This window comes from Bradyrhizobium sp. HKCCYLRH1034 (genome assembly GCF_051168375.1).
Classification (GTDB): Bacteria; Pseudomonadota; Alphaproteobacteria; order Rhizobiales; family Xanthobacteraceae; genus Bradyrhizobium.
In genome coordinates, this window is the sequence record NZ_JBNPUW010000003.1 from 206,869 (window position 1) to 227,816 (window position 20,948).

General features: G+C 66.3%; 20 protein-coding genes. 9 read left to right on the top strand and 11 right to left on the bottom strand.

From position 1 onward, the window contains the following. Positions 1 to 136: 136 nt before the first annotated feature. Positions 137 to 862 carry a beta-ketoacyl-ACP reductase gene (locus tag ACQR0W_RS08045; protein WP_315715178.1) on the bottom strand — a complete coding sequence of 242 codons (726 nt, stop codon included), beginning with the start codon at positions 860 to 862 and terminating at the stop codon, positions 137 to 139. Between the two features lie 270 nt (positions 863 to 1,132). After that, positions 1,133 to 2,311: an acetyl-CoA C-acetyltransferase gene (locus tag ACQR0W_RS08050; protein ID WP_315715177.1), complete on the bottom strand. Its 1,179-nt coding sequence runs from the start codon at positions 2,309 to 2,311 to the stop codon at positions 1,133 to 1,135. A gap of 382 nt (positions 2,312 to 2,693) precedes the next feature. Here ACQR0W_RS08050 and phaR point away from each other — a divergent pair, with 382 nt between their 5' ends. Continuing rightward, on the top strand, positions 2,694 to 3,287 hold the full coding sequence (gene phaR, locus ACQR0W_RS08055) for a polyhydroxyalkanoate synthesis repressor PhaR (RefSeq protein WP_315715176.1): 594 nt from the start codon (positions 2,694 to 2,696) through the stop codon (positions 3,285 to 3,287). Between the two features lie 20 nt (positions 3,288 to 3,307). Here the strand turns inward: phaR and ACQR0W_RS08060 are convergent, their stop codons facing one another. Next, positions 3,308 to 4,975 carry an EAL domain-containing protein gene (locus tag ACQR0W_RS08060; protein ID WP_316171117.1) on the bottom strand — a complete coding sequence of 556 codons (1,668 nt, stop codon included), beginning with the start codon at positions 4,973 to 4,975 and terminating at the stop codon, positions 3,308 to 3,310. 367 nt (positions 4,976 to 5,342) lie between these two features. On the opposite strand from ACQR0W_RS08060, the gene ACQR0W_RS08065 reads away from it, so the two are divergent. Further along, complete coding sequence (locus ACQR0W_RS08065) at positions 5,343 to 5,564, top strand: hypothetical protein (RefSeq protein ID WP_315715175.1); 222 nt, start codon at positions 5,343 to 5,345, stop codon at positions 5,562 to 5,564. An 18-nt stretch (positions 5,565 to 5,582) separates the two neighbouring features. Here ACQR0W_RS08065 and ACQR0W_RS08070 read toward each other — a convergent pair whose 3' ends face one another. The 3 genes from ACQR0W_RS08070 to ACQR0W_RS08080 form a co-directional block, all read right to left on the bottom strand. Further along, positions 5,583 to 6,293: a hypothetical protein gene (locus tag ACQR0W_RS08070; RefSeq protein WP_316171003.1), complete on the bottom strand. Its 711-nt coding sequence runs from the start codon at positions 6,291 to 6,293 to the stop codon at positions 5,583 to 5,585. 187 nt (positions 6,294 to 6,480) lie between these two features. Continuing rightward, on the bottom strand, positions 6,481 to 6,663 hold the full coding sequence (gene rpmF, locus ACQR0W_RS08075; RefSeq protein WP_006610266.1) for a 50S ribosomal protein L32: 183 nt from the start codon (positions 6,661 to 6,663) through the stop codon (positions 6,481 to 6,483). A 168-nt stretch (positions 6,664 to 6,831) separates the two neighbouring features. Next, positions 6,832 to 7,503, bottom strand: coding sequence for a transglycosylase domain-containing protein (locus ACQR0W_RS08080; protein ID WP_315751924.1), 672 nt, complete (start codon positions 7,501 to 7,503; stop codon positions 6,832 to 6,834). Positions 7,504 to 7,688: 185 nt separating this feature from the next. On the opposite strand from ACQR0W_RS08080, the gene ACQR0W_RS08085 reads away from it, so the two are divergent. Continuing rightward, positions 7,689 to 8,612, top strand: coding sequence for a polyprenyl synthetase family protein (locus ACQR0W_RS08085; RefSeq protein ID WP_315751923.1), 924 nt, complete (start codon positions 7,689 to 7,691; stop codon positions 8,610 to 8,612). A 9-nt stretch (positions 8,613 to 8,621) separates the two neighbouring features. Then, the gene (locus ACQR0W_RS08090; protein ID WP_316171004.1) at positions 8,622 to 9,314 is read left to right on the top strand and encodes a DUF1345 domain-containing protein; all 693 of its coding nucleotides are present in this window, start codon (positions 8,622 to 8,624) and stop codon (positions 9,312 to 9,314) included. On the opposite strand, the gene ACQR0W_RS08095 is transcribed toward ACQR0W_RS08090, so the two are convergent. After that, positions 9,315 to 11,210: a caspase family protein gene (locus ACQR0W_RS08095; RefSeq protein ID WP_315825546.1), complete on the bottom strand. Its 1,896-nt coding sequence runs from the start codon at positions 11,208 to 11,210 to the stop codon at positions 9,315 to 9,317. Positions 11,211 to 11,429: 219 nt separating this feature from the next. On the opposite strand from ACQR0W_RS08095, the gene ACQR0W_RS08100 reads away from it, so the two are divergent. Beyond that, positions 11,430 to 11,804 (top strand): nuclear transport factor 2 family protein, encoded by a 375-nt coding sequence (locus ACQR0W_RS08100; protein ID WP_315825547.1) that lies wholly within the window; start codon positions 11,430 to 11,432, stop codon positions 11,802 to 11,804. A gap of 30 nt (positions 11,805 to 11,834) precedes the next feature. Continuing rightward, a complete protein-coding gene (locus ACQR0W_RS08105) occupies positions 11,835 to 13,442 on the top strand; it encodes a Na+/H+ antiporter (protein WP_315751919.1) in 1,608 nt (535 codons plus the stop codon). Positions 13,443 to 13,585: 143 nt separating this feature from the next. Here the strand turns inward: ACQR0W_RS08105 and ACQR0W_RS08110 are convergent, their stop codons facing one another. From ACQR0W_RS08110 to ACQR0W_RS08125, 4 genes are all read right to left on the bottom strand, one after another. Then, a complete protein-coding gene (locus ACQR0W_RS08110; RefSeq protein WP_315751918.1) occupies positions 13,586 to 14,098 on the bottom strand; it encodes a GNAT family N-acetyltransferase in 513 nt (170 codons plus the stop codon). Positions 14,099 to 14,576: 478 nt separating this feature from the next. Then, positions 14,577 to 15,878, bottom strand: coding sequence for a flavodoxin-dependent (E)-4-hydroxy-3-methylbut-2-enyl-diphosphate synthase (gene ispG, locus ACQR0W_RS08115; protein WP_315825549.1), 1,302 nt, complete (start codon positions 15,876 to 15,878; stop codon positions 14,577 to 14,579). 13 nt (positions 15,879 to 15,891) lie between these two features. Continuing rightward, on the bottom strand, positions 15,892 to 16,845 hold the full coding sequence (locus tag ACQR0W_RS08120; protein ID WP_316186610.1) for a DMT family transporter: 954 nt from the start codon (positions 16,843 to 16,845) through the stop codon (positions 15,892 to 15,894). 194 nt (positions 16,846 to 17,039) lie between these two features. Next, positions 17,040 to 17,531 (bottom strand): Fur family transcriptional regulator, encoded by a 492-nt coding sequence (locus ACQR0W_RS08125; RefSeq protein ID WP_315751916.1) that lies wholly within the window; start codon positions 17,529 to 17,531, stop codon positions 17,040 to 17,042. A gap of 173 nt (positions 17,532 to 17,704) precedes the next feature. On the opposite strand from ACQR0W_RS08125, the gene ACQR0W_RS08130 reads away from it, so the two are divergent. Genes ACQR0W_RS08130 through ACQR0W_RS08140 form a run of 3 tightly spaced genes read left to right on the top strand, consistent with a single transcriptional unit; the run spans position 17,705 to position 20,895 of the window. Next, a complete protein-coding gene (locus ACQR0W_RS08130; protein ID WP_315751915.1) occupies positions 17,705 to 18,184 on the top strand; it encodes a MarR family winged helix-turn-helix transcriptional regulator in 480 nt (159 codons plus the stop codon). Next, the gene (locus ACQR0W_RS08135; RefSeq protein ID WP_316234937.1) at positions 18,177 to 19,334 is read left to right on the top strand and encodes an HlyD family secretion protein; all 1,158 of its coding nucleotides are present in this window, start codon (positions 18,177 to 18,179) and stop codon (positions 19,332 to 19,334) included. Before ACQR0W_RS08130 ends, ACQR0W_RS08135 begins: the two co-directional genes overlap by 8 nt. Positions 19,335 to 19,338: 4 nt before the next feature. Continuing rightward, positions 19,339 to 20,895, top strand: coding sequence for an MDR family MFS transporter (locus ACQR0W_RS08140; protein ID WP_315751914.1), 1,557 nt, complete (start codon positions 19,339 to 19,341; stop codon positions 20,893 to 20,895). Positions 20,896 to 20,948: the final 53 nt, after the last annotated feature.

Genomic DNA, 20,948 nt, shown 5'->3' on the forward strand with positions numbered 1-20,948 from the left:
CACGGCCGGCTCATGCCGGCCACCCACGCCTGCGTCCGTGCGGGAAGCGTCCAAGACGTGAATGCCCGCGGCGAGCGCGGGCATCAGGTTTTCCTTAACCGCAGATGGTGGCCGGAGGCAACGCCGCCGGCGAGGCTCACACCATGTACTGGCCGCCATTGACCGACAGCGTCGAACCGGTGATGGCTCCGGCCTCATCAGCGGCGAGGAACACCACGGCGCGCGCGATCTCCTCGGGCTCGCCGAGGCGCCCCACCGGAATCAGCGGCAGGATGGCTTTCTCGAGCACGTCCTTCGGCACCGCCTGCACCATCTCGGTATTGATGTAGCCCGGGCAGATCACGTTGACGGTGATGCCGGCCTTGGCCGTCTCCAGCGCGAGCGCCTTGGTGAAGCCGATGTCGCCGGCCTTCGCCGCGGAGTAGTTGACCTGGCCGAACTGGCCCTTCTGGCCGTTGATCGAGGAGATGTTGATGATGCGGCCGAACTTGCGCGCGCGCATGCCCTCGATGACCGGGCGGGTCATGTTGAACAGCGAGCCGAGATTGGTGTTGATCACCGCGCTCCACTGCTCGAGCGTCATCTTGTGGAAGGCCGTATCACGGGTGATGCCGGCATTGTTGATCAGCACATCGATCGGACCGAGATCGGCTTCGACCTTCTTGATGCCTTCGCCGCAGGCCTCGAACGAGCTGACGTCCCATTTGTAGACGGGGATCTCGGTCTCGCTCTTGAACTTCTCCGCCGCGGCATCGTTGCCGCCGTAATTCGCCGCGACCTTGTATCCCGCCGCCTTCAGCGCCTTGCTGATCGCCGCTCCGATACCGCGCGTTCCCCCCGTCACCAACGCCACACGTGCCATGTCGAATCCTTCCCTCGATGACTGATCGCACAGGACAACCTCTGGCTGTCGCCGCGCTTGCCGTTGTTATTGGATCATGAACCTCCGCGCGACGATCAACTTGCCGCACGACAACCCATGCTCGCTCAACTCCATTTTTTAGTGGTCGATTATGCGACGTGTTTGACGGACATCAAGAACAAAACGCCCGGCGAGATCGCCGGGCGTTGATCTTTAGTTGAGCTGGACGCGATTGCGAAGACTGAACGGTTCGCAGTCACTGCCGGCTTTTTAGTCGCGTGCAACGCACAGCGCGATGCCCATGCCGCCGCCGATGCACAGCGTGGCAAGACCCTTCTTCGCGTCGCGCTTCTGCATCTCGTGCAGCAGAGTCACGAGCACGCGCGCGCCAGACGCACCGATCGGATGGCCGATCGCGATCGCGCCGCCGTTGACGTTGACCTTGGCCGGATCCCAGCCGAGATCCTTGTTCACCGCGCAAGCCTGCGCGGCGAACGCCTCGTTGGCTTCGATCAGGTCGAGGTCGGCGATGTTCCAGCCGGCCTTCTTAAGCGCCGAACGCGACGCCGGGATCGGGCCGGTGCCCATGATCTTCGGGTCGACGCCGGCCTGGCCCCAGGACACGATCCGCGCGAGCGGGGTCTTGCCCTCCTTGGCCGCCTGCTTGGCGGTCATCAGCACCACGGCAGCCGCGCCGTCATTGATGCCCGACGCGTTGCCGGCGGTGACCGTGCCGTCCTTCTCGAACGCCGCACGCAGCTTGGCCATGGCCTCGATCGTCGCGCCATGACGCGGATATTCGTCGGTGTCGACCACGGTGTCACCCTTGCGGCTCTTGACCGTCACGGGCGCGATCTCGTCCTTGAACCTGCCGGCCTTCTGAGCCGCCTCGGCCTTGTTCTGCGATGCAACCGCGAACTCGTCCTGCTGCGCGCGCGTGATCTGATATTGCTTCGCAACGTTCTCGGCGGTGTTGCCCATGTGATAGCCGTTGAAGGCGTCCCACAGGCCGTCCTTGATCATCGTGTCGACCAGATCGAGCGAGCCCATCTTCACGCCGGCGCGCAGATATTGCGCATGCGCCGCCATGCTCATCGACTCCTGGCCGCCGGCGACCACGATGTCGGAGTCACCATTGACGAGCGCCTGGTAGCCGAGCGCAACGGACCGCAGGCCGGAGCCGCACAGTTGGTTGATGCCCCAGGCCGGGCTCTCGACTGGAATGCCGGCGGCGATCGAAGCCTGGCGCGCCGGGTTCTGGCCCTGCGCCGCAGTCAGGATCTGGCCCATAATGACCTCCGAGACGCGGCCCGGCTCGACGCCGGCGCGCTCCAGCGCGGCCTTGATGGCCACCGCCCCCAATTCGTGAGCCGGGACACTGGCGAAGGCACCGTTGAAACTTCCAACCGCGGTGCGGGCGGCGCTGACGATGACGACATCGTCTGACATGAGCATCTCCTGGGGTTCTTGATCTTGGACGTGAAAGCGAGGGCTTGAGACTCGAGGGTATTTGAAATGAAAATGATCTTTTCAGTTCACGGTCGTGCCGGCCCTCCGCAAGCCCCGGATTGGCGAGTGCGCAACCTTCGTCCTTCATCCTGTTAACGTCGTTGCGACATGTCAATTGGCGGCATCAGCAATTCCTGTTGCAGCGCATTCAAATTGGGATGGTTGGCCGTTTCGTGAGCAAGATTTCTGCTGCGGGATTAACCGTTCCGCACAAAACCGTAGCCGAACTCGCTCGAAAGTGATTACGTTATTGCATTGCGTAGCTCTTCGCCCTGCGGCGACGCCGCCGGGTTCCCTGTTCTCGGTTTGCATGTGTGAGCTCATGGCGAAATCTGACCAACCCACCACAATCAAGAAATACGCGAACCGGCGGCTCTACAATACCGGGACGAGTACCTACGTGACCCTCGAAGATCTGGCCTCGATGGTTAAGAACGGGGAGGATTTCCTGGTCTACGACGCCAAGACTGGCGACGACATCACGCGGTCGGTCCTCGCGCAGATCATCTTCGAGCAGGAGAACAAGGCCGGCCAGAACCTGCTGCCGACCACGTTCCTGCGCCAGCTGATCCGCTTCTACGGCGACAGCATGCAGATGGTGGTGCCAAAGTACCTTGAGCAGTCGATCGATACCCTGACCCGGGAGCAGGAGAAATTCCGCAAGCAGATCGCCGACACCTTCAGCGGGACGCCGTTCGCGCCGCTCGAGGAGCAGGTGCGCCGCAACATGGAACTGTTCCAGCAGACCTTCTCGATGTTCAAGCCGTTCACGCCGCCGGTGCGCGCCGACGAGAAGGCCGCCGAGCCGGCCCCGGCCGCCGACGACAACATCGACGAGCTGCGCCGTCAGATGAAGGAAATGCAGGACCGGCTCGATCGCATGTCGGAGCCGAAGAAGGACGAGCAGCAAGGCTGACGCCGAGGGCCGGCGGCTGATCAACCCGCCGCCGGCAGCTCCACCCTGCCGTTACCGATCCACGGCCGATCGACCGAGGCGAGGCCAATCACCCGGCCCTGGATGTAATCGCAGCCCCAGTCGCGCAGCAGCGCGACCGACGCCTCGTCCTGCACCCATTCCGCGACCGTCTTGATCTGCAGCCGTCGCGCCAGCTCGACCAGCGTCTGCACAAAGGCGCGGTCGTCAGCCGAGCGCACGAGATTCTGCACGAAGGCGCCGTCGATCTTGACGATGTCGACGCCGAGCTTGCGCAGATTGCGGAACGAGGTGTGCCCGGCGCCGAAATCATCGATGGCGATTCGGCTGCCGAGATCTTTCAGCCGCGTCACGAAGCCGCGGAGATCGTCGACGTCCTGGATCTCGACCGTCTCGGTGATCTCGACGATCAGCCGTTCGGCGACCCCAGGATGGGCGCGCATCATGGACTCGATCGAGGCCCACCAGTCCGGATCCATGGTGGTCTCAGGCGAGATGTTGAGGCTCAGGGTGACGTCGGGCGTGCTCGCGAGCTCCGCCACCACCAGCTCCAGAATGCGGTGATCGACCAGACGGATCAAACCGAGCCGTTCGGCGACTGGGACGACGTCCGGCGCCAGCAAGGCCCGGCCGTCATCCTGGCGCATCCGCACCAGGCATTCATAGAAGGCGGGCGCAAGCGTGTTGGCATTCACCACCGGCTCGAACGCTGTGACGATGCGCCGCTCATTGAGCGCGGTCACGATCTCGTCGGTGACGCGGATGTTGACCTTGCGCTGTGCGTCGCGCTCCACGTTCGGCCGCCAGGTCGAGAACGATCCGATGCGGCGGCGCTTGGCGGCGTCGAGCGTCTCATGGGCGCGGTTGACCGCTTCCTCGACCGAGCGGGCGTGACGGGGAACGCTCACGGCGCCGATCGTCGCGGTGACGGCGACCGGACCTGACTTGGTCGGCACCACCTCGTCGCGCACGGTCGCGAGAAAGCGCTCGGCCGCGGTGGTCATGTCGTCCATCGTGCAGTTCTTCAGGATCAACCCGAACTTGTTGCCCGAGAACCGCCCGAGCGTGTCGCCACCGCGGAGCCGGCCCCGGATGCGCTGGGCGATCTCCAACACGACGCCGTCGGCGACGTCGAAGCCGAAGGCGTCGTTGATGCGCGCGAGATGATCGATACCGACCAGCATGAAGGCGCAGGAGAAGCGGAACCGCTGCGACTCCTCGATCACCTCGGCAAGCGTCGCCAGCAGATGCGTCCGGTTCAGCTCGCCGGTCAGCGGATCGTGCCGTGACAGCTTGAGCAGCTGCTCCTCGCGGGCGTGGCGCTCGTTGTTGATCCGCACGATGCCCTGTGCACGCAAGGGCCGCCCATCGGGGCCGGCGAACCAGCAGCCGGTCTCCTCGACCCAGATCAATGGCGCACCGGCGTGGGTGCGCACGCCATATTCGATCCGGTACGGCGTGCCGGCGGCGCCATGCAGCGGCGCCCCCTGGTGCATGATCTCGGAGCGGATGCTGCGGTCCGGCTCGATGAGCTTGCTGAATTCGGCGCCGTTGCAGAGTTGCGGCAGCGGAACGTCGGCAAACACCGCCCCGACGTGATCGCTCCAGACGATCACGTCGCTCGCCAGATCCCAGACGAAGGCGGCTTGGCCCAGGGATGCCAGGATCATCGCGGTCTGTGGCAATTCGGATGTCAAGGTCGCCTCGTTTCGGCACAGGCCGGCAGCACCGGCGCTGATTTGGGAACGGCCAGCGCGCATCCGCGCGAGCGGCGGCGGCCGAGTTCGCGAATCAGACTACGCATCTCTGGTTAACGGAGAGCATGCCGAGGCGACGAGCGCGTGTCCGAGACGCGTCAACCATGTTTGGAACATGCAGCGCTCCAGAGCGCTTGGAACGGCATTGCTCTTGCGAGATCGAGGAGCGAAAGGCTCCGGCGTCCCAGAACGTGACAATCGCGCCGGCGGTGGTTGGACAATGTTAACGATTGATCAGGACGGCGATCGCCTGGATGGGTCGGAGGAGACCTCCCGCTCCGTGACGCTGCTGCCGAGCGATGCGAGCCATGACCTTCGCGCGCGGATCGTTCGCGCAGCACGCCCCGACGCCGGCTTCGTGACCCATCTGATCGCGACCGCCGAGCAGCTGCCGCAAACCCGCACGCTCAGGCGCGCGGCGGTTGCCGACGTCCACAGTGCCTATGCGGCGAGGCTTCAGCCGGTCACGCGTGCCGGCGGCCGGACCCGAGAAATGATCTGAGCGGCGCGCTCCTGCGCCTCAGGGCTTCGGCGCGTCGGGTTTGGGCGGCTCTGGAGCGCCCGGAGCAGCGGTCTCGGTCTCCTTTGCCTCCGCGACCCAGCCGGTCGTCGGAGCGGGAGCCGGCCGGGGGACCGAGCGGTCGAGCAGCACGGACTCGGCGACCGAAGCAGCAGCCGGCACGGCATCGATCGGCTCTTCAACGACGGGCGCGGCAGCATCCGCCTTCTGAACCTCCGCCTTGGCCGGTTCTTTGACCGAATCTCTGGCCGGCTCCTCGATCGGCTGAGGTTCCGGATCAGGCACGGTCGCTTCGGCCGGCGCCGGCACGGAAGCGGGAGCTGCGACGACTGAGCGGGCGGCGCGCCTGGTGCGCAGCGAGACTCCGCCGAAGAAATCGACCATCGCCAGCAGGGTCAGCAGCAGGAAGGTCGAATTCCCGAACTTCTGCCACATCGCGAATTCCGCCGCGGCGCCGCCGAAGACCAGCAGCGACAGCAGATGATCGGTCAGATATTTCCCGTTCGGCTTCGCCGCCTTGATGATTTCGAGCAGCAGCAGCAGCACGCCCAGGGCCAGCAGCATGTCGCCGAGCGAGATCGTCCAGACCTCGCCGGACGGAAGCTGAAGGCGCAGCAGCGTCTCGCTGAACGCGACCCCCGGCATCAGGAAGACGATCATGTTGTAGATCGCCAGCGGGATCAGCAGCAGCGGGAAACCGACCATGGACATCGGTTGAAGCCTTGGATGGCGCGGGCGGCGGCCCGGCGCAAAATCAATCGGTGCGAAGATGAGACAGCGAGACGGGATCACGCGACACAGATACGCAACGGTCCCGGCGAATCACGTCGCACGGGACCGCTTTCAACCCCATCGATGGCCGAATTCGGGCAGCTTGGAAAGCGGCCCGCGCGGACAATCAGGCGTCTTTCTTCTTCAGGACCTGGCGGCCCTTGTACATGCCGGTCTTCAGGTCCAGGTGGTGCGGACGACGCAGCTCGCCGGAATCCTTGTCCTCGACATAGGTCGGCTTCTTGATGGCGTCAGCCGAGCGGCGCATGCCGCGGCGCGACGGCGAAGTTTTTCTTCTGGGGACGGCCATATCGGTATCCTCTAGGGTATTTTTGCAAGGCATCGTCCGCAAAGGACGGCTGCAGCCATGAAGCTGGCGAGCCCGGATGCCGATCAAGGCCGCGCTTATAGAGGAAGGGGTGCGGCATGGCTAGGGCTCTCCGAGGCATTTTTGGCCAAAATTGCGCCCGCTCGGACCTCACCGCCGCTCCCCCCAGCAGGCCTGCAGGCTGGAGGCCTGGGCCCGCACCATGTAGGTCGCCGACAGCCGCCGCACACCCGGCCCCGGGGCCCGGGCGCTGCGCCGGACGGGGTTCGGCAGGATCGAGGCCATCAGCGCCGCCTCGCGCGGCCCTAAGCCAGCTGCCGAGCGGTTGAACGCGTAATTGGCGCCCGCCTCCACCCCGAACTGGCCGCTGGGACCGAGTTCGGCGATGTTGAGGTAGATTTCGAGGATACGCCGCTTGCCGAGGACGAGGTCGATCCACAGCGCCAGCGGCAGTTCCAGCGCCTTGCGAACATAGCTGCGGCCCTGCCACAGGAACAGGTTCTTGGCGACCTGCTGGGTGATGGTCGAGCCGCCCCGCGAGACCTCGCCGTCCTCGGCATCGTCCATGACCTCGCGCAGCGCGCCCCAGTCGATGCCGTGATGGCTGCAGAATTTGGCATCCTCCGCGGCCACCACCGAGCGCGGCAAATACGGCGACATCGCCGAGAGGTCGATCCAGTGCCGCGTCACCGGCTGCCCCGTCACCGACCGCCACAGCATCAGGGTCGAGACGGGGTGACCCACGGCATAGAACGGCGTCAGCGCATAGGGCACGAGCAGCACCAGCACGGCGATCACGAGGATGGTTCTGACGGTACGCAAGGGCAGGCGTCGCTCGGTTGGGACCGCCGCGGGGGCGGACAATTGGCCGGGATTATCCGACATCTCGATGTGGTTTCCTGCTTTTTTCCGCCGTTACGGCCGAAAGCCGCCACCGCTCCGGCAATTGACGAAGTCGCCGCCATCAACGATTGTCCGGCGAATTTTGCCCCTGGAGCTCTTGTTAAATGACTGCGACGGCCCTCACCGACTTCACCCAACGCCTGGACAAGACCGCGGAAGAGACCGAAGCCCTGCTCGGCGAGCTCCTCGGCGATGCGCCGCTGGCGGACGAGATCATCAGGCCGAAGCGGCTGATCGAGTCGATGCGCTATTCGAGCCTGAACGGCGGCAAGCGGCTGCGCCCGTTCCTGGTGGTCGAGAGCGCCGCCGTGTTCGGCGTCCCGCGCAAGGGCGCGCTGCTGACCGGCGCGGCGCTCGAATGCATCCACTGCTACTCGCTCATCCACGACGATCTGCCGGCAATGGACAATTCCGACCTGCGGCGCGGGCGTCCGACCCTGCACAAGGTCTATGACGACGCCACCGCGATCCTGGCCGGCGACGCGCTGCTGACCATCGCCTTCGACATCATCACCCGCGACGAGATCCATCCCGATGCCGGCGTCCGCCTCGCTTTGACCCGGGCGCTGGCCCGCTGCGCCGGTGTCGGCGGCATGGCCGGCGGCCAGATCCTCGACCTCGCCGGCGAGGGCCGGTTCGGCGACAGTGGCCCGGTCGACGTCGCCCGCGTCCAGCAGATGAAGACCGGCGCCCTGCTCCGCTTCGGCTGCATCGCCGGCGCCCTGCTCGGCCAGGCCTCGGCGGCCGAGTACCAGGCGCTCGACGACTACGGCCGCGCGCTCGGCGAAGCCTTCCAGATCGCCGACGACCTGCTCGACGTCGAGGGCGATGCCGCCACCCTCGGCAAGCCGGCCGGTGCCGACGCCGAGCTCGGCAAGACCACCTTCGTCACCCAGCTCGGCGTCGAGGGCGCCAGGCAGCGCGTCCGCGACCTGCTCGCCCGCGGCGATGCCGCGCTATCGGTCTTCGGCGCCAAGGGCGACGTGCTGCGGGCCGCCGCGCACTTCGTCGCCGAACGCAAGAGCTGAGGCGAGGCATTGGGCGGAGTCCATCCCGACGATCCGGACCTCGCCCGCTTCACGCGGCTGCCGGCTGCGCTGCGCGTCATCTATGCGCGGCCGCGCACCTTCATATCGCTGGGCCTCGCGATCGTTGCGTTCTTCCTGCTGCCGCCGGCACTCCGCCTGATCACGCGGCTCCTGATCAGCTGGGACATCTTCACCGCGCTCTACCTCGTGCTGGTCGCGGCGATGATGCTGCGCAGCGAGCATCATCACATCCGCCGCAAGGCGGTCATGCAGGACGACGGCCGTTTCGTGATCCTGCTGGTCACGGCGCTCGGCGCCTTCGCCAGCATCGCCGCGATCGTGCTCGAGCTCGGCGCTTCCAAGCGCGACGCTCCGGCGCTGACGCTGGCGCTGCTCACCGTCTCGCTGTCCTGGGCCGCGGTGCATGCGACCTTCGCCCTGCACTACGCCCATGACTACTACCGCGGCGCCAAGCCCGGCGGCCTGCAATTCCCCAGCGGCGACAAGGACGAGCACGCCGATTACTGGGACTTCGTCTACTTCTCCTTCATCATCGGCATGACCGCCCAGGTCTCCGACGTCGGCATCACCGACAAGATCATCCGCCGCACCGCGACCGTGCACGGCATCATCTCGTTCGTCTACAACACCGCGCTGGTCGCCCTGATGGTCAACATCGCCGCCAGCGTAATCTCGTCCTGATCAGTTGCACACCTCGACGCTGGCATTGTTGGCCGGGCCGCCGCCGCCGCGATATTCCAGCCGGCAACCGGGCCTGACGGCGCGGCACAGATAAGCGTCGCAATAGATCTGCCCGCCCGACTTCGGCCGGGCGGCTTGCGTCTGCGGCCTGGTGTAGCCCGGAGCCGCCCCGACGCCGAGACCGCCACCACCTCCGATCCCAACCCCGACGCCCGCACCGGGAGCCGGCATCGGCAGCCCGGCCTCCGGTGCCGCACGGGCGCGGCGGCGCGACGGCACATCTTCGTCGCTGCCATCGCGCTTGGCGACCGGCTTCCTGTCGCGCCGCTTCTCGCATTCATTGTCGTCGTTGACGAACGAACCCTCGGCGCAAACGATGCGGGTGCAGCGGTCGCCGTCCGGCTTGGTGCCATGCTGGCAGACCAGCGGGCAGACGCGCGCCTGCTTGAGCTTGATCGCCTGGAGCGCATCGGCCGAGGCGGCCTGGGTATCGAGCTTGGTGCCGGCATAGCGGTTGAACTGCGACAGCGAGCGGCGCGAGGCCGAGCCCCAGTCGCCATCGGCATCCTCGGTGAGGCAGCCGACGCGGCGCAGCTCGAGCTGCACCGACTTGGCGAGATCGGCGGGCTGCGCGGCCGGGGTGAGCGAGGCGACCTGGCCCTGCTGCGGTGCTGCGGGCGTGGGCGCGCCGGGCGAGGTCGCCGCGCGCGGATTGTCGACCGCCGCGAGCTGCTGCTCACCGCGCTTCTTCTCGGCGTCGGCCGCCTGCTGCTGCGCCACCTGATTAGCCTTCTCAGCGACAATCCGAGCCTGCTCCGCCGCCCTGGCCTCGGCCTCCGCCTTGGCGAGGGTCTCCTTGCGCGCGCCCTCGGCGGCGAGCCGCGCCCGCTCGGCCTCGGTGGCGCGGGCCTTCTCGGAAGCGGCGGCGCGATTCTCCTCGGCGGCGAGCTTGTCGAGCTGCAACTTGGCGAGGCTGGCGTAGAACCCGTCGGGATATTGCGCCAGGAAGGCGTTCAGCGCGCCCTTGTTGCCGACCTGCATCGCGAGCTCGTAGTCGCGCCGGATGTCGGCCTGCGGGCTCGGCGGCGGCGTCACCGGCATCTGTGTCACGACGCGCGGCACGCCAGGGACCAGCGGCACGTCCTCGCCGCCGAGCGAGCCGTACACGAACGGCTCCTGGCGGTTGGCGGTCGCTTTCAGCACCTCGTCGCGGACGAAGCCGAACGCCTTGCGGACGTCGAGGCCGGGGGTCGCGATATGCCGCGACAGCGCTAGCGTGAATGGCGAGTTCTTGCCGTCGCCGTCCTGCGCGGTCGAGCCGGCCTTGGCGGAATAGGCGATCAGCGTATTTGGGCTGGTCGGCTCGACCTTGGCGAGGCCGCGGCCGAGGCTGCGGGTCGCCACCGTCCGCTGCATGTTGCGGGTGAACGGGTTGTCGCGGCAGGCGTCGAGAATGACCAGGCGCAGCTTCTTCGCCGGCTCGACGGCGACCAGAATACGGTCGAGCGACAGCGTCTCGTCATAGACGTCGGTGTCACGCTCGAGCCGGGCGTCGATCGGGATCAGATAGTTCGCCCCTTCGACCTCCATGCCGTGGCCGGCGTAGTAGACCACCGCAATATCGGCATCGCGGGCGGCGTCGGCGAAATCGCGCAAGGCTCGCCTGGTCTCCCGCGCGGTCAGATCGCGCCGGTAATCGACGACATCGAAGCCCGCGCTCTTGAAGGTCGCCGTCATCACCGCGCCGTCATTGGCGGGGTTCGTCAGTTGCGGCACGTTCTGATAGGCGGAATTGCCGATGACGAGCGCCACCCGCTTGTCGGCGAGCGCGGGGTGGCCGACCAGCAGCAGCGCTCCCGCCAGGATGTAACCGCCCAATCGAAGTGACCAAGACATCGTACCTACCCCATACCGCTGGGAGACCTGCTGGGACCTGCCTATCAGAGTGCAGCCCATTGGGCTTGTGACCGGGATCACGCAGATTTATTCCCGATCGACCTGGCCTCGGCCATTATAGTCTGTCGCTGGCGCAATGACGCCAGTTCATGCCTTGCCAAGCGCTGTTTTGCATCGAAAATGCGATCCTTGTTTGTCCAGGTTCCCAGGGAGTTGGCCGTGAGCACAGACCGTTCCACCGTCGAGGCCGTCGTTCAGGGCTATTTCGATGCGCTCTACGAGGGCGACGCCGACAAGCTCGGTGCCGTGTTCCACCCCACCGCCGACCTGCGCTGGGTCGAGAATGGCGAACTCAAGATCCTGACCGTGCCGGACTGGCTGGCCTGGGTGCGCAAGCGCCCATCGGCCAAGGCTGAGGGCAAGCCGCGCGAGGACTTCATCGTCACCATCGATCGTTCGGACGACAAGACGGCCTTCATCAAGGTGCGCTGCCAGCTGCCGCCGCGCTTTTTCACCGATTATCTCGTGGCGATGAAACTGAAGGACGGCTGGCAGATCGTGTCGAAGTCCTACCGCTACGACCTCCGGGATTGACGCCGGCGCGACGACGCCAAGCCCCCAGCCATGGAAGCTCACTTTCAGATATTCCTGATCCTGCTGGCCGTGTTGGCGGGAACCGCACTTCTTGCACGGCGGGCCAACCTGGCGCCGGCGATCCTCCTGATGCTCGCGGGCATCGCGCTCGCCTTCGTGCCGACGATGCCGGCGTTCGCGCTGCCCCCCGAGCTCGTGCTGCTGGTGGTGCTGCCGCCGCTGATCTATTCGTCGAGCGTCGCGATGAGCTGGCGCGAGTTCAAGCGCAATCTGCGGCCGATCGTGCTGCTCGCGGTCGGCTGCGTGATCTTCACCGCCTCCATGGTGGCCACCGCGACCCACTATCTTCTCGGCCTGCCCTGGAGCCTCGGCTTCCTGCTCGGCGCCATCGTTGCGCCGCCAGACGTGGTGGCGCCGCTCGCCATCGCCCGCCGGCTGCACCTGCCGCGCCGGGTCATGGTCATTCTCGAAGGCGAGGGCCTCGCCAATGACGCGACCGCGCTGATCCTCTATCGCTTCGCGGTGGCCGCCATCACCACCGGCGCCTTCTCCTTTCCGGTCGCGGCCGGCGAGTTCGGCCTGATCGTGGTCGGCGAGATCGCGTTCGGCATCGGCGTCGGCTGGCTGATGCTGCGCGCCCGTCACTATGCCCGCGACCCGCAGGTCGAGATCACCCTGTCGGTGCTGACGCCGTATCTGGCGTTCTGGATCCCCGAGCATGTCGGCGGCTCCGGCGTGATCGCGACGGTGGCCTGCGGCCTCTACATGAGCTGGAACGGACCGCTGTGGATCTCCTCGGCGACCCGCCTGCAGGGCATCTTCTTCTGGGACCTGATGATCTACCTCATCGAGGGCATGCTGTTCCTGCTGACCGGCTTCCAGATGCGGCTGATCTACGAGAAGTCGAAGGTCTTTCCGCTCGACGACATCATGATCGCGACCGCGCTGGTGCTCGCCATCGTCGTGATCGCGCGCTTCGCCTGGACCTTCCCGGCGACCATCCTGCCGCGTTTGCTGAGCTCGTCGCTGCGAGCCCGCGATCCCTTGCCGCCCTGGCGGCAGACCTTCATCATCGGCTTCACCGGCGTGCGCGGCACGGTCTCGCTCGCCACCGCGCTGGCGCTTCCGCTGACGCTGTCGACCGGCGACGCGTTTCCCTATCGCGACCAGATCCTGTTCATCGCCTTCGGCGTGATCTTCTTCACCCTGATCGGCCTCGGCCTGACCCTGCCGGCCGTCGTGCGCTGGCTCGGGGTCGGCAACCAGGGTCGCGCCGAGCATCAGCGCGAGCATGAGCAGGAGATCGCGGCCCGGCGCGAGGCGCTCGACAGCGCCTTGCGGTCGCTGGAGACGATGACCAGCGATCGCGAGCTGTCGGACGAGGTGGTGCGGCTGCTACGGGCGCGCCACGAGGTCCGGACCAACCAGCTCCCGGAAGGTCTGAAGCCCGAGGACAACGACGCATCCGCGCTCGGCATCGAGCTGACCCGCGAGCTGATCACGGCAGAACGCAAATTCATCCACGTGATGCTGCGCGACGGCAAGATCACCGACGAGACCCGCCGCCGCATCGAGCGCGATCTCGATCTGGAGGAAGCGAGCCTCGCCAATCGCTCGTATGGTGAGTTGCCGCTGTAGGAGCTGAGAGCTGGTCACGCGGTTGTAGGACGCGATGTTGCGGCAAACGCCGTCATTGCGAGCGCAGCGAAGCAATCCAGAAATCCTTGCGCGGCCCTGGATTGCTTCGCTGCGCTCGCAATGACGTGGAGGGGAGCCTCACGTCACCGCTCGATCATCCAGCGCGTCACGGCCTGGTGGTAGTTCATCGGACCCGGCACCGTCTTGTAGGTCTTCAAGTAACGGAAGCCGGCCTTCTGCAGCGCGCGGTTGGGGGCGGTGTTGTAGGCGTGCGGCTCGCAGAACAGCTGCTTGAGCCGCAACCTCTCGAAATAGAAATCGATGCTGCGGCGGACGCATGCAGTGCCGAGGCCGCGGCCGCGCAGCTCCGGTTCGGTGACGTGCAGGTGCATGTGGGCGCGGTTGCCGTAGACGATGCGGTCGCAGCTGGAAAAGCCGATGGCGCGGCCGTCGAGCCGCCAGATCACCAGCAGCGCCGCGCGCTCAGCCAACGGCGTCTCGTACAGTGTCTGGAAGAGTCCGGCCCACACCGGCCTGGTCGGCATCCGCGTCGGGTCGATGCCCATCAGGTCGAGTTGCTCGATGCTCGACGAATAGAAGTAGTCGATGACCAGCGAGGTCTCGGCAAGTTCCATTTCGCGGATGTCGAGATTCATCGAGGCGTCCTCTTCAGCAGGCCTCAAGGTGCTGATCATGCGGGCGGCAGTGGGGCGGCGCCGTTCTGATGGGGGCAACCGCGACATCACGGCGTGCGTTGCAGCCGATCCGCATGCAAAAATTTCAGACCGCGGCGCGCGGCACAAGCAGCCGTCGGTTGCAGGTCGGCTGTCGCTCTCACGGCAGGCCGATTGGACATGAAATCTAGCCGAGGACTCTTTCTCAAGCTCCTCGCCTGCGACAGAGCGATCGCATATGACGATCGGAGTTGTGCGCCCGTCTGCTGCCACATCGTCATGGCCGGGCTCGTCCCGGCCATCCACGCCGCTCGGCATCCTCGGAACGACATGGATGCCCGGGACAAGCCCGGGCGTGACGGAGTAACGAATGGTCAGACCTTCTCGCCGCAAGCAACCGCGCGATCAACCCAGCGGCACAGGAGGCGCCGCTGGCTGAGCCGGGACCAGCGTGCCCGCCCTACTCCGCCGCGGTCACGCTCTCCGGCGCCTTGGCGCCGCTGCCGTAGCGCTGGTCGATGTAGTCGATGACGAGCGCCTTGAAGTCGGCCGCGATGGTGGGGCCGCGCAGGGTGCGGAACTTCTTGCCGTCGACGAAGACCGGCGCGGCCGGGGCCTCGCCGGTGCCGGGCAGGGAGATGCCGATATTGGCATGCTTGGATTCGCCGGGGCCGTTGACGATGCAGCCCATGACGGCGACGTTGAGCGCCTCGACGCCGGGATATTGCGTCTTCCAGGCCGGCATCTCCTCGCGGATGAAGTCCTGGATCGAGCGCGCCAGCTCCTGGAACGTGGTCGAGGTGGTGCGGCCGCAGCCGGGGCACGCCGCAACCAGCGGCACGAAGGTGCGGAAGCCCATGGTCTGCAACAGCTCCTGCGCGACCTGAACTTCGAGGGTGCGGTCGCCGCCGGGCTCGGGGGTCAGCGAGATGCGGATGGTGTCGCCGATGCCCTGCTGCAGCAGGATGCCGAGCGCCGCCGAGGAGGCGACGATGCCCTTCGAGCCCATGCCGGCCTCGGTGAGGCCGAGATGGATGGCGTAGTCGGAGCGTGCGGCGAGGTCCTGATAGACCGCGATCAGGTCCTGCACGGCCGAGACCTTGGCCGACAGGATGATGCGGTCCTTCGGCATGCCGAGCTCCTGGGCCCGGGCGGCCGACAGCAATGCCGACTGCACCATGGCTTCGCGCATCACCGCGCGCGCATCGCGCGGGTTCGCGGAGGCGGCGTTCTCGTCCATCAGCTTGCTGAGCAGCTCCTGATCGAGCGAGCCCCAATTGGCACCGATGCGCACCGGCTTGCCGTATTTGTTGGCGAGCTCGATGATGGTCGAGAACTGCGTGTCCCGCTTGTCCTTGAAGCCGACATTGCCGGGATTGATGCGGTATTTCGCCAGCGCCTCGGCGCAGGCCGGATAGTCGGTCAGCAGCTTGTGGCCGATATAGTGGAAGTCGCCGATCAGGGGCGTGGTGATGCCGCGCTTGTCGAGCTGCTCGCGGATCTGCGGGACGGCCGCGGCGGCCTCCTCGCGGTCGACCGTGATGCGGACCATCTCGGACCCGGCGCGCGCCAGCGCTGCAACCTGGGCCACCGTCTGGTCGACGTCGGCGGTGTCGGTGTTGGTCATCGACTGCACCACGATCGGGGCGCCGCCGCCAACGGCGACGTTGCCGACCATGACGCGGGTGGTTCGATGCCGGGGAGCGGGTCCGGCGACATCGGACGCTGAGGTGTTCTCGGTCAGGATCTCGGGCTTGTTCATGGGCGCTCGGATATCAGGTTTTGGTGACATTCAGCAATGGATCAGTCGCGGCCAGGACCACGCGGTTCGGGCGGTTTACGAGAAAAAGCCCAACGATCACAAGCACGGCAGCCAGGCCAAAGGCCAGCGTCAGGGCGTCATGCAGGATGAAATAGCTCGCCACCACCCCGAATAAAGGGGTGATGAAGGTAAATGCCGACAATTTGCTGGCCGAGTAGGCCTTGATCAGGGCGAACCAGATCGTGAACGTGGTCCCGACCACCCAGATCGACTGGTAGGCCATCAGGCCGATCACGAACGGGCTGGGAACCTGGGTCAACCGCTCCCCGGCAATGAGGGCCGCCAGGGCCATGATCGGGACGGAGACCGCCACTTGGTACCCCAATGCCCGCTCGGGCGCGATGAAGCGCAGCCGGGTGCCTTTGACGAACACCGTGGTCACGCCCCAGAGCAGGCCGCCGCCGACCACCAAGAGATCGCCGAGCAGCACGCGGCCGTCGACATCGGCCTGGGGAATGCCGATCGCCAGCGCCACACCGGTGAAGCTGAGCGCCAGCCCGCCCCATTGCGCCGGCCCCATCCGTTCGCCGAGGAAGCGGAACGAGCCGAGCGCGACGAAGAACGGCGCGGTATACAGGAACACGATGGCGCGCGACGCCGAGGTCAGCAGCAGGCCCTGATAGATCAGCACGAATTCCAAGCCGAACAGCAGGCCTGCCACCAGGCCGAGCCCCAGCGTGCCGTCGCGCTCGAACATATTCACGCCGCGCACCCGCGCGAACACCAGCAGCACCGGCAGCGCACCGAGCGAACGGAAGGTGGCCTGCAGCAGCGGCGGAATTTCAGGCAGCGCGAGCTTCACGGCGATCTGGTTGAACGCCCAGGACAGGCACAGCACGAGGATGACGGCGATCGCGCCCAGGCCGAGCGGCCGGGTCGCGGCGGATGAGGTTGGCGTTGCGGACACGAGGACGTTGGCTCCCTGGCGCGTTTCGTTTTTTGGACCGCCATCAAGGTGTGGTCAGCTTTGTCTTGGTCAGTCGGAGATGATGCGGACGTAGAGCGGCGGTGCTGGCCTCTCCCTGCGCGCACCGGACTCGCGCAGAAACTCGAATACGACGGTCATTCACACGTGTACAGCTTGCGCCGCAGTGAGCGTTCTCACGCCGCCTTCTGGCAATGGGCACACAGCCCGGTGATCTCGACGACCGACAGTTTCGGCGTGAAGCCCGATGCCGCGGCGGCCAGCTTCAGGCTTTCCGCGATCGGAGCCGCCGGAACCTCGCCGACGGCGCCGCAGCTCTCGCAGATCAGGAACGCCACCAGCGCGGTCTGCTCGTGGTCATGGGCGCAGGCGAGGAAGGCATTGCGGCTCTCGATGCGGTGCACCAGGCCGTTCGCCATCAGGAACTCGAGCGCGCGATAGACGGTGATCGGCGCCGGCCGCGCGGCGACCTTGGCAAGTTCCTCGATGATCTCGTAGGCGCCGAGCGGCCGGTGGCTCGACAGCAGCGCCTCCAACACCTGGCGGCGCTGCGGCGTGAACTTCTGGCCGCGCTGGGCGCAGATGCGCTCGGCATGGTCCAGGGCATCGGCCGCGCAGCGGCCATGGTCGTGGTCCGGCGCCGGGAAGGTGGGCTTTGCGAGGGTCATTGCCGACAATCTAGCATCTCGGGCCGGTCTCGCCAAAGGCCGCGGCCGAGCCATGCATCTGCGGCGGGACGGGTGCGCTCGGCAGGGCCATCAAATATTCATAAGCTTGCTTATCATATCCGAGGCTCATTACAGCCAAAGCTTAGTTCCCACTCTTGGAATCGAGATCAGCCATGACCCGCACGTCGGTGGACGTGAACTTCCTGTTTACGCTCGGCGAGCTGCAGCGCCTGGTGCGCGCCTATGCCGACAAGGAGGCGGCGCGCTTCGGCATGACCCGCGCGCAATGGGCCGTGCTGGCGAAGGTCGAGCGCTACGAGGGGATGAAGCAGTCCGAGCTCGCCGAGCAGATGGAGATGCAGCCGATCACGCTGACACGGCTGATCGACAAGCTCGCCGAGGCCGGGCTGATCGAGCGGCGCGGCGACGACAGCGACCGCCGCGTCAACCGGCTCTATCTGAAGAAGGCCGCGCGCCCGCTGCTCGCGAAGCTCGCGGTGCTGCGCAGCGATCTGACCGACACCGCCCTCCAGGGCATCAGCGCCGGTGATGCCGAGCGGCTGATGACCCATCTCGAAGCCATCAAGGAAAACGTGAGAAACGCCCTGCAGTCGCTGTGCGACGAGCAGCGAAAGGAGCAGCGCTATGGCTGAGCCCGCCCTGAAACTCGCCCCCGACCAGAAGGCCAGCCCGGATGCGGCGCCGCCCGCGGCCGCCGACGCGAAGCCGGCGCGCCCCGGATTGCTGCGCCGCTACCGTCGCACGCTGCTGCTGGTCGTGCTGCCGCTCGTCGCCGCCATCGGCGGCCTCGTGCTGTATCTCAATGGCGGCCGCTACGTGACGACCGACGACGCCTATGTCGGCGCCCAGAAGGTGCTCATCACCCCAGACATCTCCGGCAAGATCGTCAAGGTCGTCGTCAAGGAAGGCCAGCAGGTGCAGAAGGGCGACGAGCTGTTCGAGATCGACCCCGTGCCCTATCGCCTGGCGGTCGACCAGGCCAAGGCGGCCCTGGAGCAGGCGCGCATCAGCTATGACAACCTCACCGCCAACATCAAGATCTACGGCCAGATGCTCGATCTCGCGCAGCAGGGCATCGACCTGAAGCAGAAGGACGTCGAGCGCAAGCAGACGCTCGCCAAGAGCAATTTCGGCTCGCAGCTCGACCTCGACAATGCCGCGAATGCGCTGGTGACCGCCGGCGCACAGGCGCAGTACATCAAGCAGCAGCTGTCGAACGCGAAAACGCAGCTGCTCGGCAATCCCGATCTGCCGCTGGAGCAGTTCCCGCCTTACGTCCAGGCAAGGGCCAAGCTGGACGACGCGCAGCGCGACCTCGACCACACCACCTTGCGCGCGCCGATGCCGGGCATCGCGACCCAGGTCGACCAGATCCAGCTCGGCCGCTTCGTGGCCGCGGGCACGCCGGTGTTCTCGGTGATCGACATCAGCAATCCCTGGGTCGACGCCAACCCGAAGGAGAGCGACTTCACCTATGTCGCGGTCGGCCAGCCGGTCGAGCTCGACGTCGATGCCTTCCCCAACCACCGCTTCAAGGGCACGGTCGGCTCGCTGTCGCCGGGCACCGGCGCGCAGTTCGCGATCCTGCCGCCGCAAAATGCGAGCGGCAATTTCGTCAAGGTCGTGCAGCGCGTGCCGGTCCGGATCTATTTCGACAAGGCCGACAGATTCGTCGCGAAGCTCAAGGCCGGCATGAGCGTCAACGTGTCGATCGATACCGGCCACGAGCGCACGCTGGCCGGGCTGTTCGGATCGGCGCACGCGGCGGACAAGGACGAGTAGCGTCATGACCGCGCCTGCGGCCTCATCCGCAGTTCCGGGCCTCCGCCGGAACATGGTGACGATCTGCGCCATGACGGCGACGATCATGCAGGCGCTCGACACCACCATCGCCAACGTCGCGCTGCCCTACATGCAGGGCACGCTGTCGGCCTCGCAGGACCAGATCAACTGGGTGCTGACGTCCTACATCGTCGCGGCCGCGATCATGACCGCTCCGGTGGGATGGATCGCCAACCGCTTCGGCCGCAAGCGCACCTTCATCGTCTGCTCGGCCGGCTTCACCATCGCCTCCGTGATGTGCGGGCTCGCCCAGGACATCACCCAGATGGTGCTGTTCCGCCTCCTGCAGGGCGTGTTCGGCGCCTCGCTGGTGCCGCTGTCGCAGGCGGTCATGCTCGACTCCTACGCGCTGCATGAGCGCGCCAAGGCGATGGCGATCTGGGGCATGGGCGTGATGCTCGGCCCGATCATGGGGCCGTCGCTCGGCGCCTGGCTGACCGAGACCTATTCCTGGCATTGGGTGTTCTTCGTCAACCTGCCGTTCGGCGCCGTGACCGTGCTCGGCCTGATGGCGTTCATGGAGGAGACCAAGCCGAACGCGGAGCTGACCTTCGACTGGTTCGGTTTCGCGGCGCTCGCCATCGGCATCGGCTCGCTGCAGATCGCGCTCGACCGCGGCGAGGACCAGGGCTGGCTGGAGAGCAACGAGATCATCATCGAGTTCATCATCGCCGCCGTCGGCTTCTATTATTTCCTGGCGCATTCGCTGACGACGCAGCGGCCGTTCATCCAGTTCGCGCTGTTCAAGGACCGCAATTTCGTCGGCGGCTGCGTGTTCATGACGGTAATGGGCCTCGTGCTTTTCTCGACCATGGCGCTGTCGTCGCCGTTCCTGCAGAACGTCATCGGCTATCCCATCATCACCGCCGGCGTGCTGCTCGCGACCCGCGGCTGCGGCACCTTCGTCGCGATGATGCTGGTCGGGCGTCTCTTGCGCTATATCGAGGCGCGCACGCTGATCATCGTCGGCCTGGCGCTGACCGCAGTGTCGCTGTTCCAGATGACGGCGTGGACCGACCAGACTGGCGTGCCCGAGATCATCACCATCAGCATCATGCAGGGGTTCGGCTTCGGCCTCGTGTTCGTGCCGCTTTCGACCGTGGCATTCCTGACCTTGCCGGGCGAGTTGCGGACTGATGGAACCTCGATGCTGACCCTGGTGCGAAATGTCGCAAGCTCGATCGGCATCTCGATCGCGATCGCGCAGCTCACCGAGGGAACACGGCGCAACCACGCGATCCTGGTCGAGCACATCAACCCGTTCAATCACGCGCTGCAGATGCCCAATGTTGCCGGCCTCCTGAACCTGTCCACCGATGCCGGGCGCGCGATGGCCGACGCGATGGTGACCGTGCAGGCGCAGATCCTGGCATTCTCGCACGACTACCAGCTGGTCATGACGTTCATCCTGGTCTCGATCCCGCTCGCGGTCATGATCGGCTCGACGCGCACCGCGTTGCGCGCGCAGTCCGCCCCGGCCGACCACGCCGTCATGGAGTGACCGCTTCCCCCGCGACGGAAAATGCGCGCGCTGTCGAGACAGGGTGGGGGCGG

Bases quoted from the DNA above. Each gene is read 5' to 3' on its own strand.
- ACQR0W_RS08110 (WP_315751918.1), bottom strand. From the start codon at position 14,098: ATGAATCTCGACATCCGCGAAATGGAACTTGCCGAGACCTCGCTGGTC.
- ACQR0W_RS08130 (WP_315751915.1), top strand. From the start codon at position 17,705: ATGACCCGCACGTCGGTGGACGTGAACTTCCTGTTTACGCTCGGCGAG.
- ACQR0W_RS08070 (WP_316171003.1), bottom strand. From the start codon at position 6,293: ATGTCCATGGTCGGTTTCCCGCTGCTGCTGATCCCGCTGGCGATCTAC.
- ACQR0W_RS08135 (WP_316234937.1), top strand. From the start codon at position 18,177: ATGGCTGAGCCCGCCCTGAAACTCGCCCCCGACCAGAAGGCCAGCCCG.
- ispG (WP_315825549.1), bottom strand. From the start codon at position 15,878: ATGAACAAGCCCGAGATCCTGACCGAGAACACCTCAGCGTCCGATGTC.
- ACQR0W_RS08140 (WP_315751914.1), top strand. From the start codon at position 19,339: ATGACCGCGCCTGCGGCCTCATCCGCAGTTCCGGGCCTCCGCCGGAAC.
- ACQR0W_RS08085 (WP_315751923.1), top strand. From the start codon at position 7,689: ATGACTGCGACGGCCCTCACCGACTTCACCCAACGCCTGGACAAGACC.
- ACQR0W_RS08060 (WP_316171117.1), bottom strand. From the start codon at position 4,975: ATGATCCTGGCATCCCTGGGCCAAGCCGCCTTCGTCTGGGATCTGGCG.
- phaR (WP_315715176.1), top strand. From the start codon at position 2,694: ATGGCGAAATCTGACCAACCCACCACAATCAAGAAATACGCGAACCGG.
- ACQR0W_RS08095 (WP_315825546.1), bottom strand. From the start codon at position 11,210: ATGTCTTGGTCACTTCGATTGGGCGGTTACATCCTGGCGGGAGCGCTG.
- ACQR0W_RS08125 (WP_315751916.1), bottom strand. From the start codon at position 17,531: ATGACCCTCGCAAAGCCCACCTTCCCGGCGCCGGACCACGACCATGGC.
- rpmF (WP_006610266.1), bottom strand. From the start codon at position 6,663: ATGGCCGTCCCCAGAAGAAAAACTTCGCCGTCGCGCCGCGGCATGCGC.
- ACQR0W_RS08050 (WP_315715177.1), bottom strand. From the start codon at position 2,311: ATGTCAGACGATGTCGTCATCGTCAGCGCCGCCCGCACCGCGGTTGGA.
- ACQR0W_RS08105 (WP_315751919.1), top strand. From the start codon at position 11,835: ATGGAAGCTCACTTTCAGATATTCCTGATCCTGCTGGCCGTGTTGGCG.
- ACQR0W_RS08045 (WP_315715178.1), bottom strand. From the start codon at position 862: ATGGCACGTGTGGCGTTGGTGACGGGGGGAACGCGCGGTATCGGAGCG.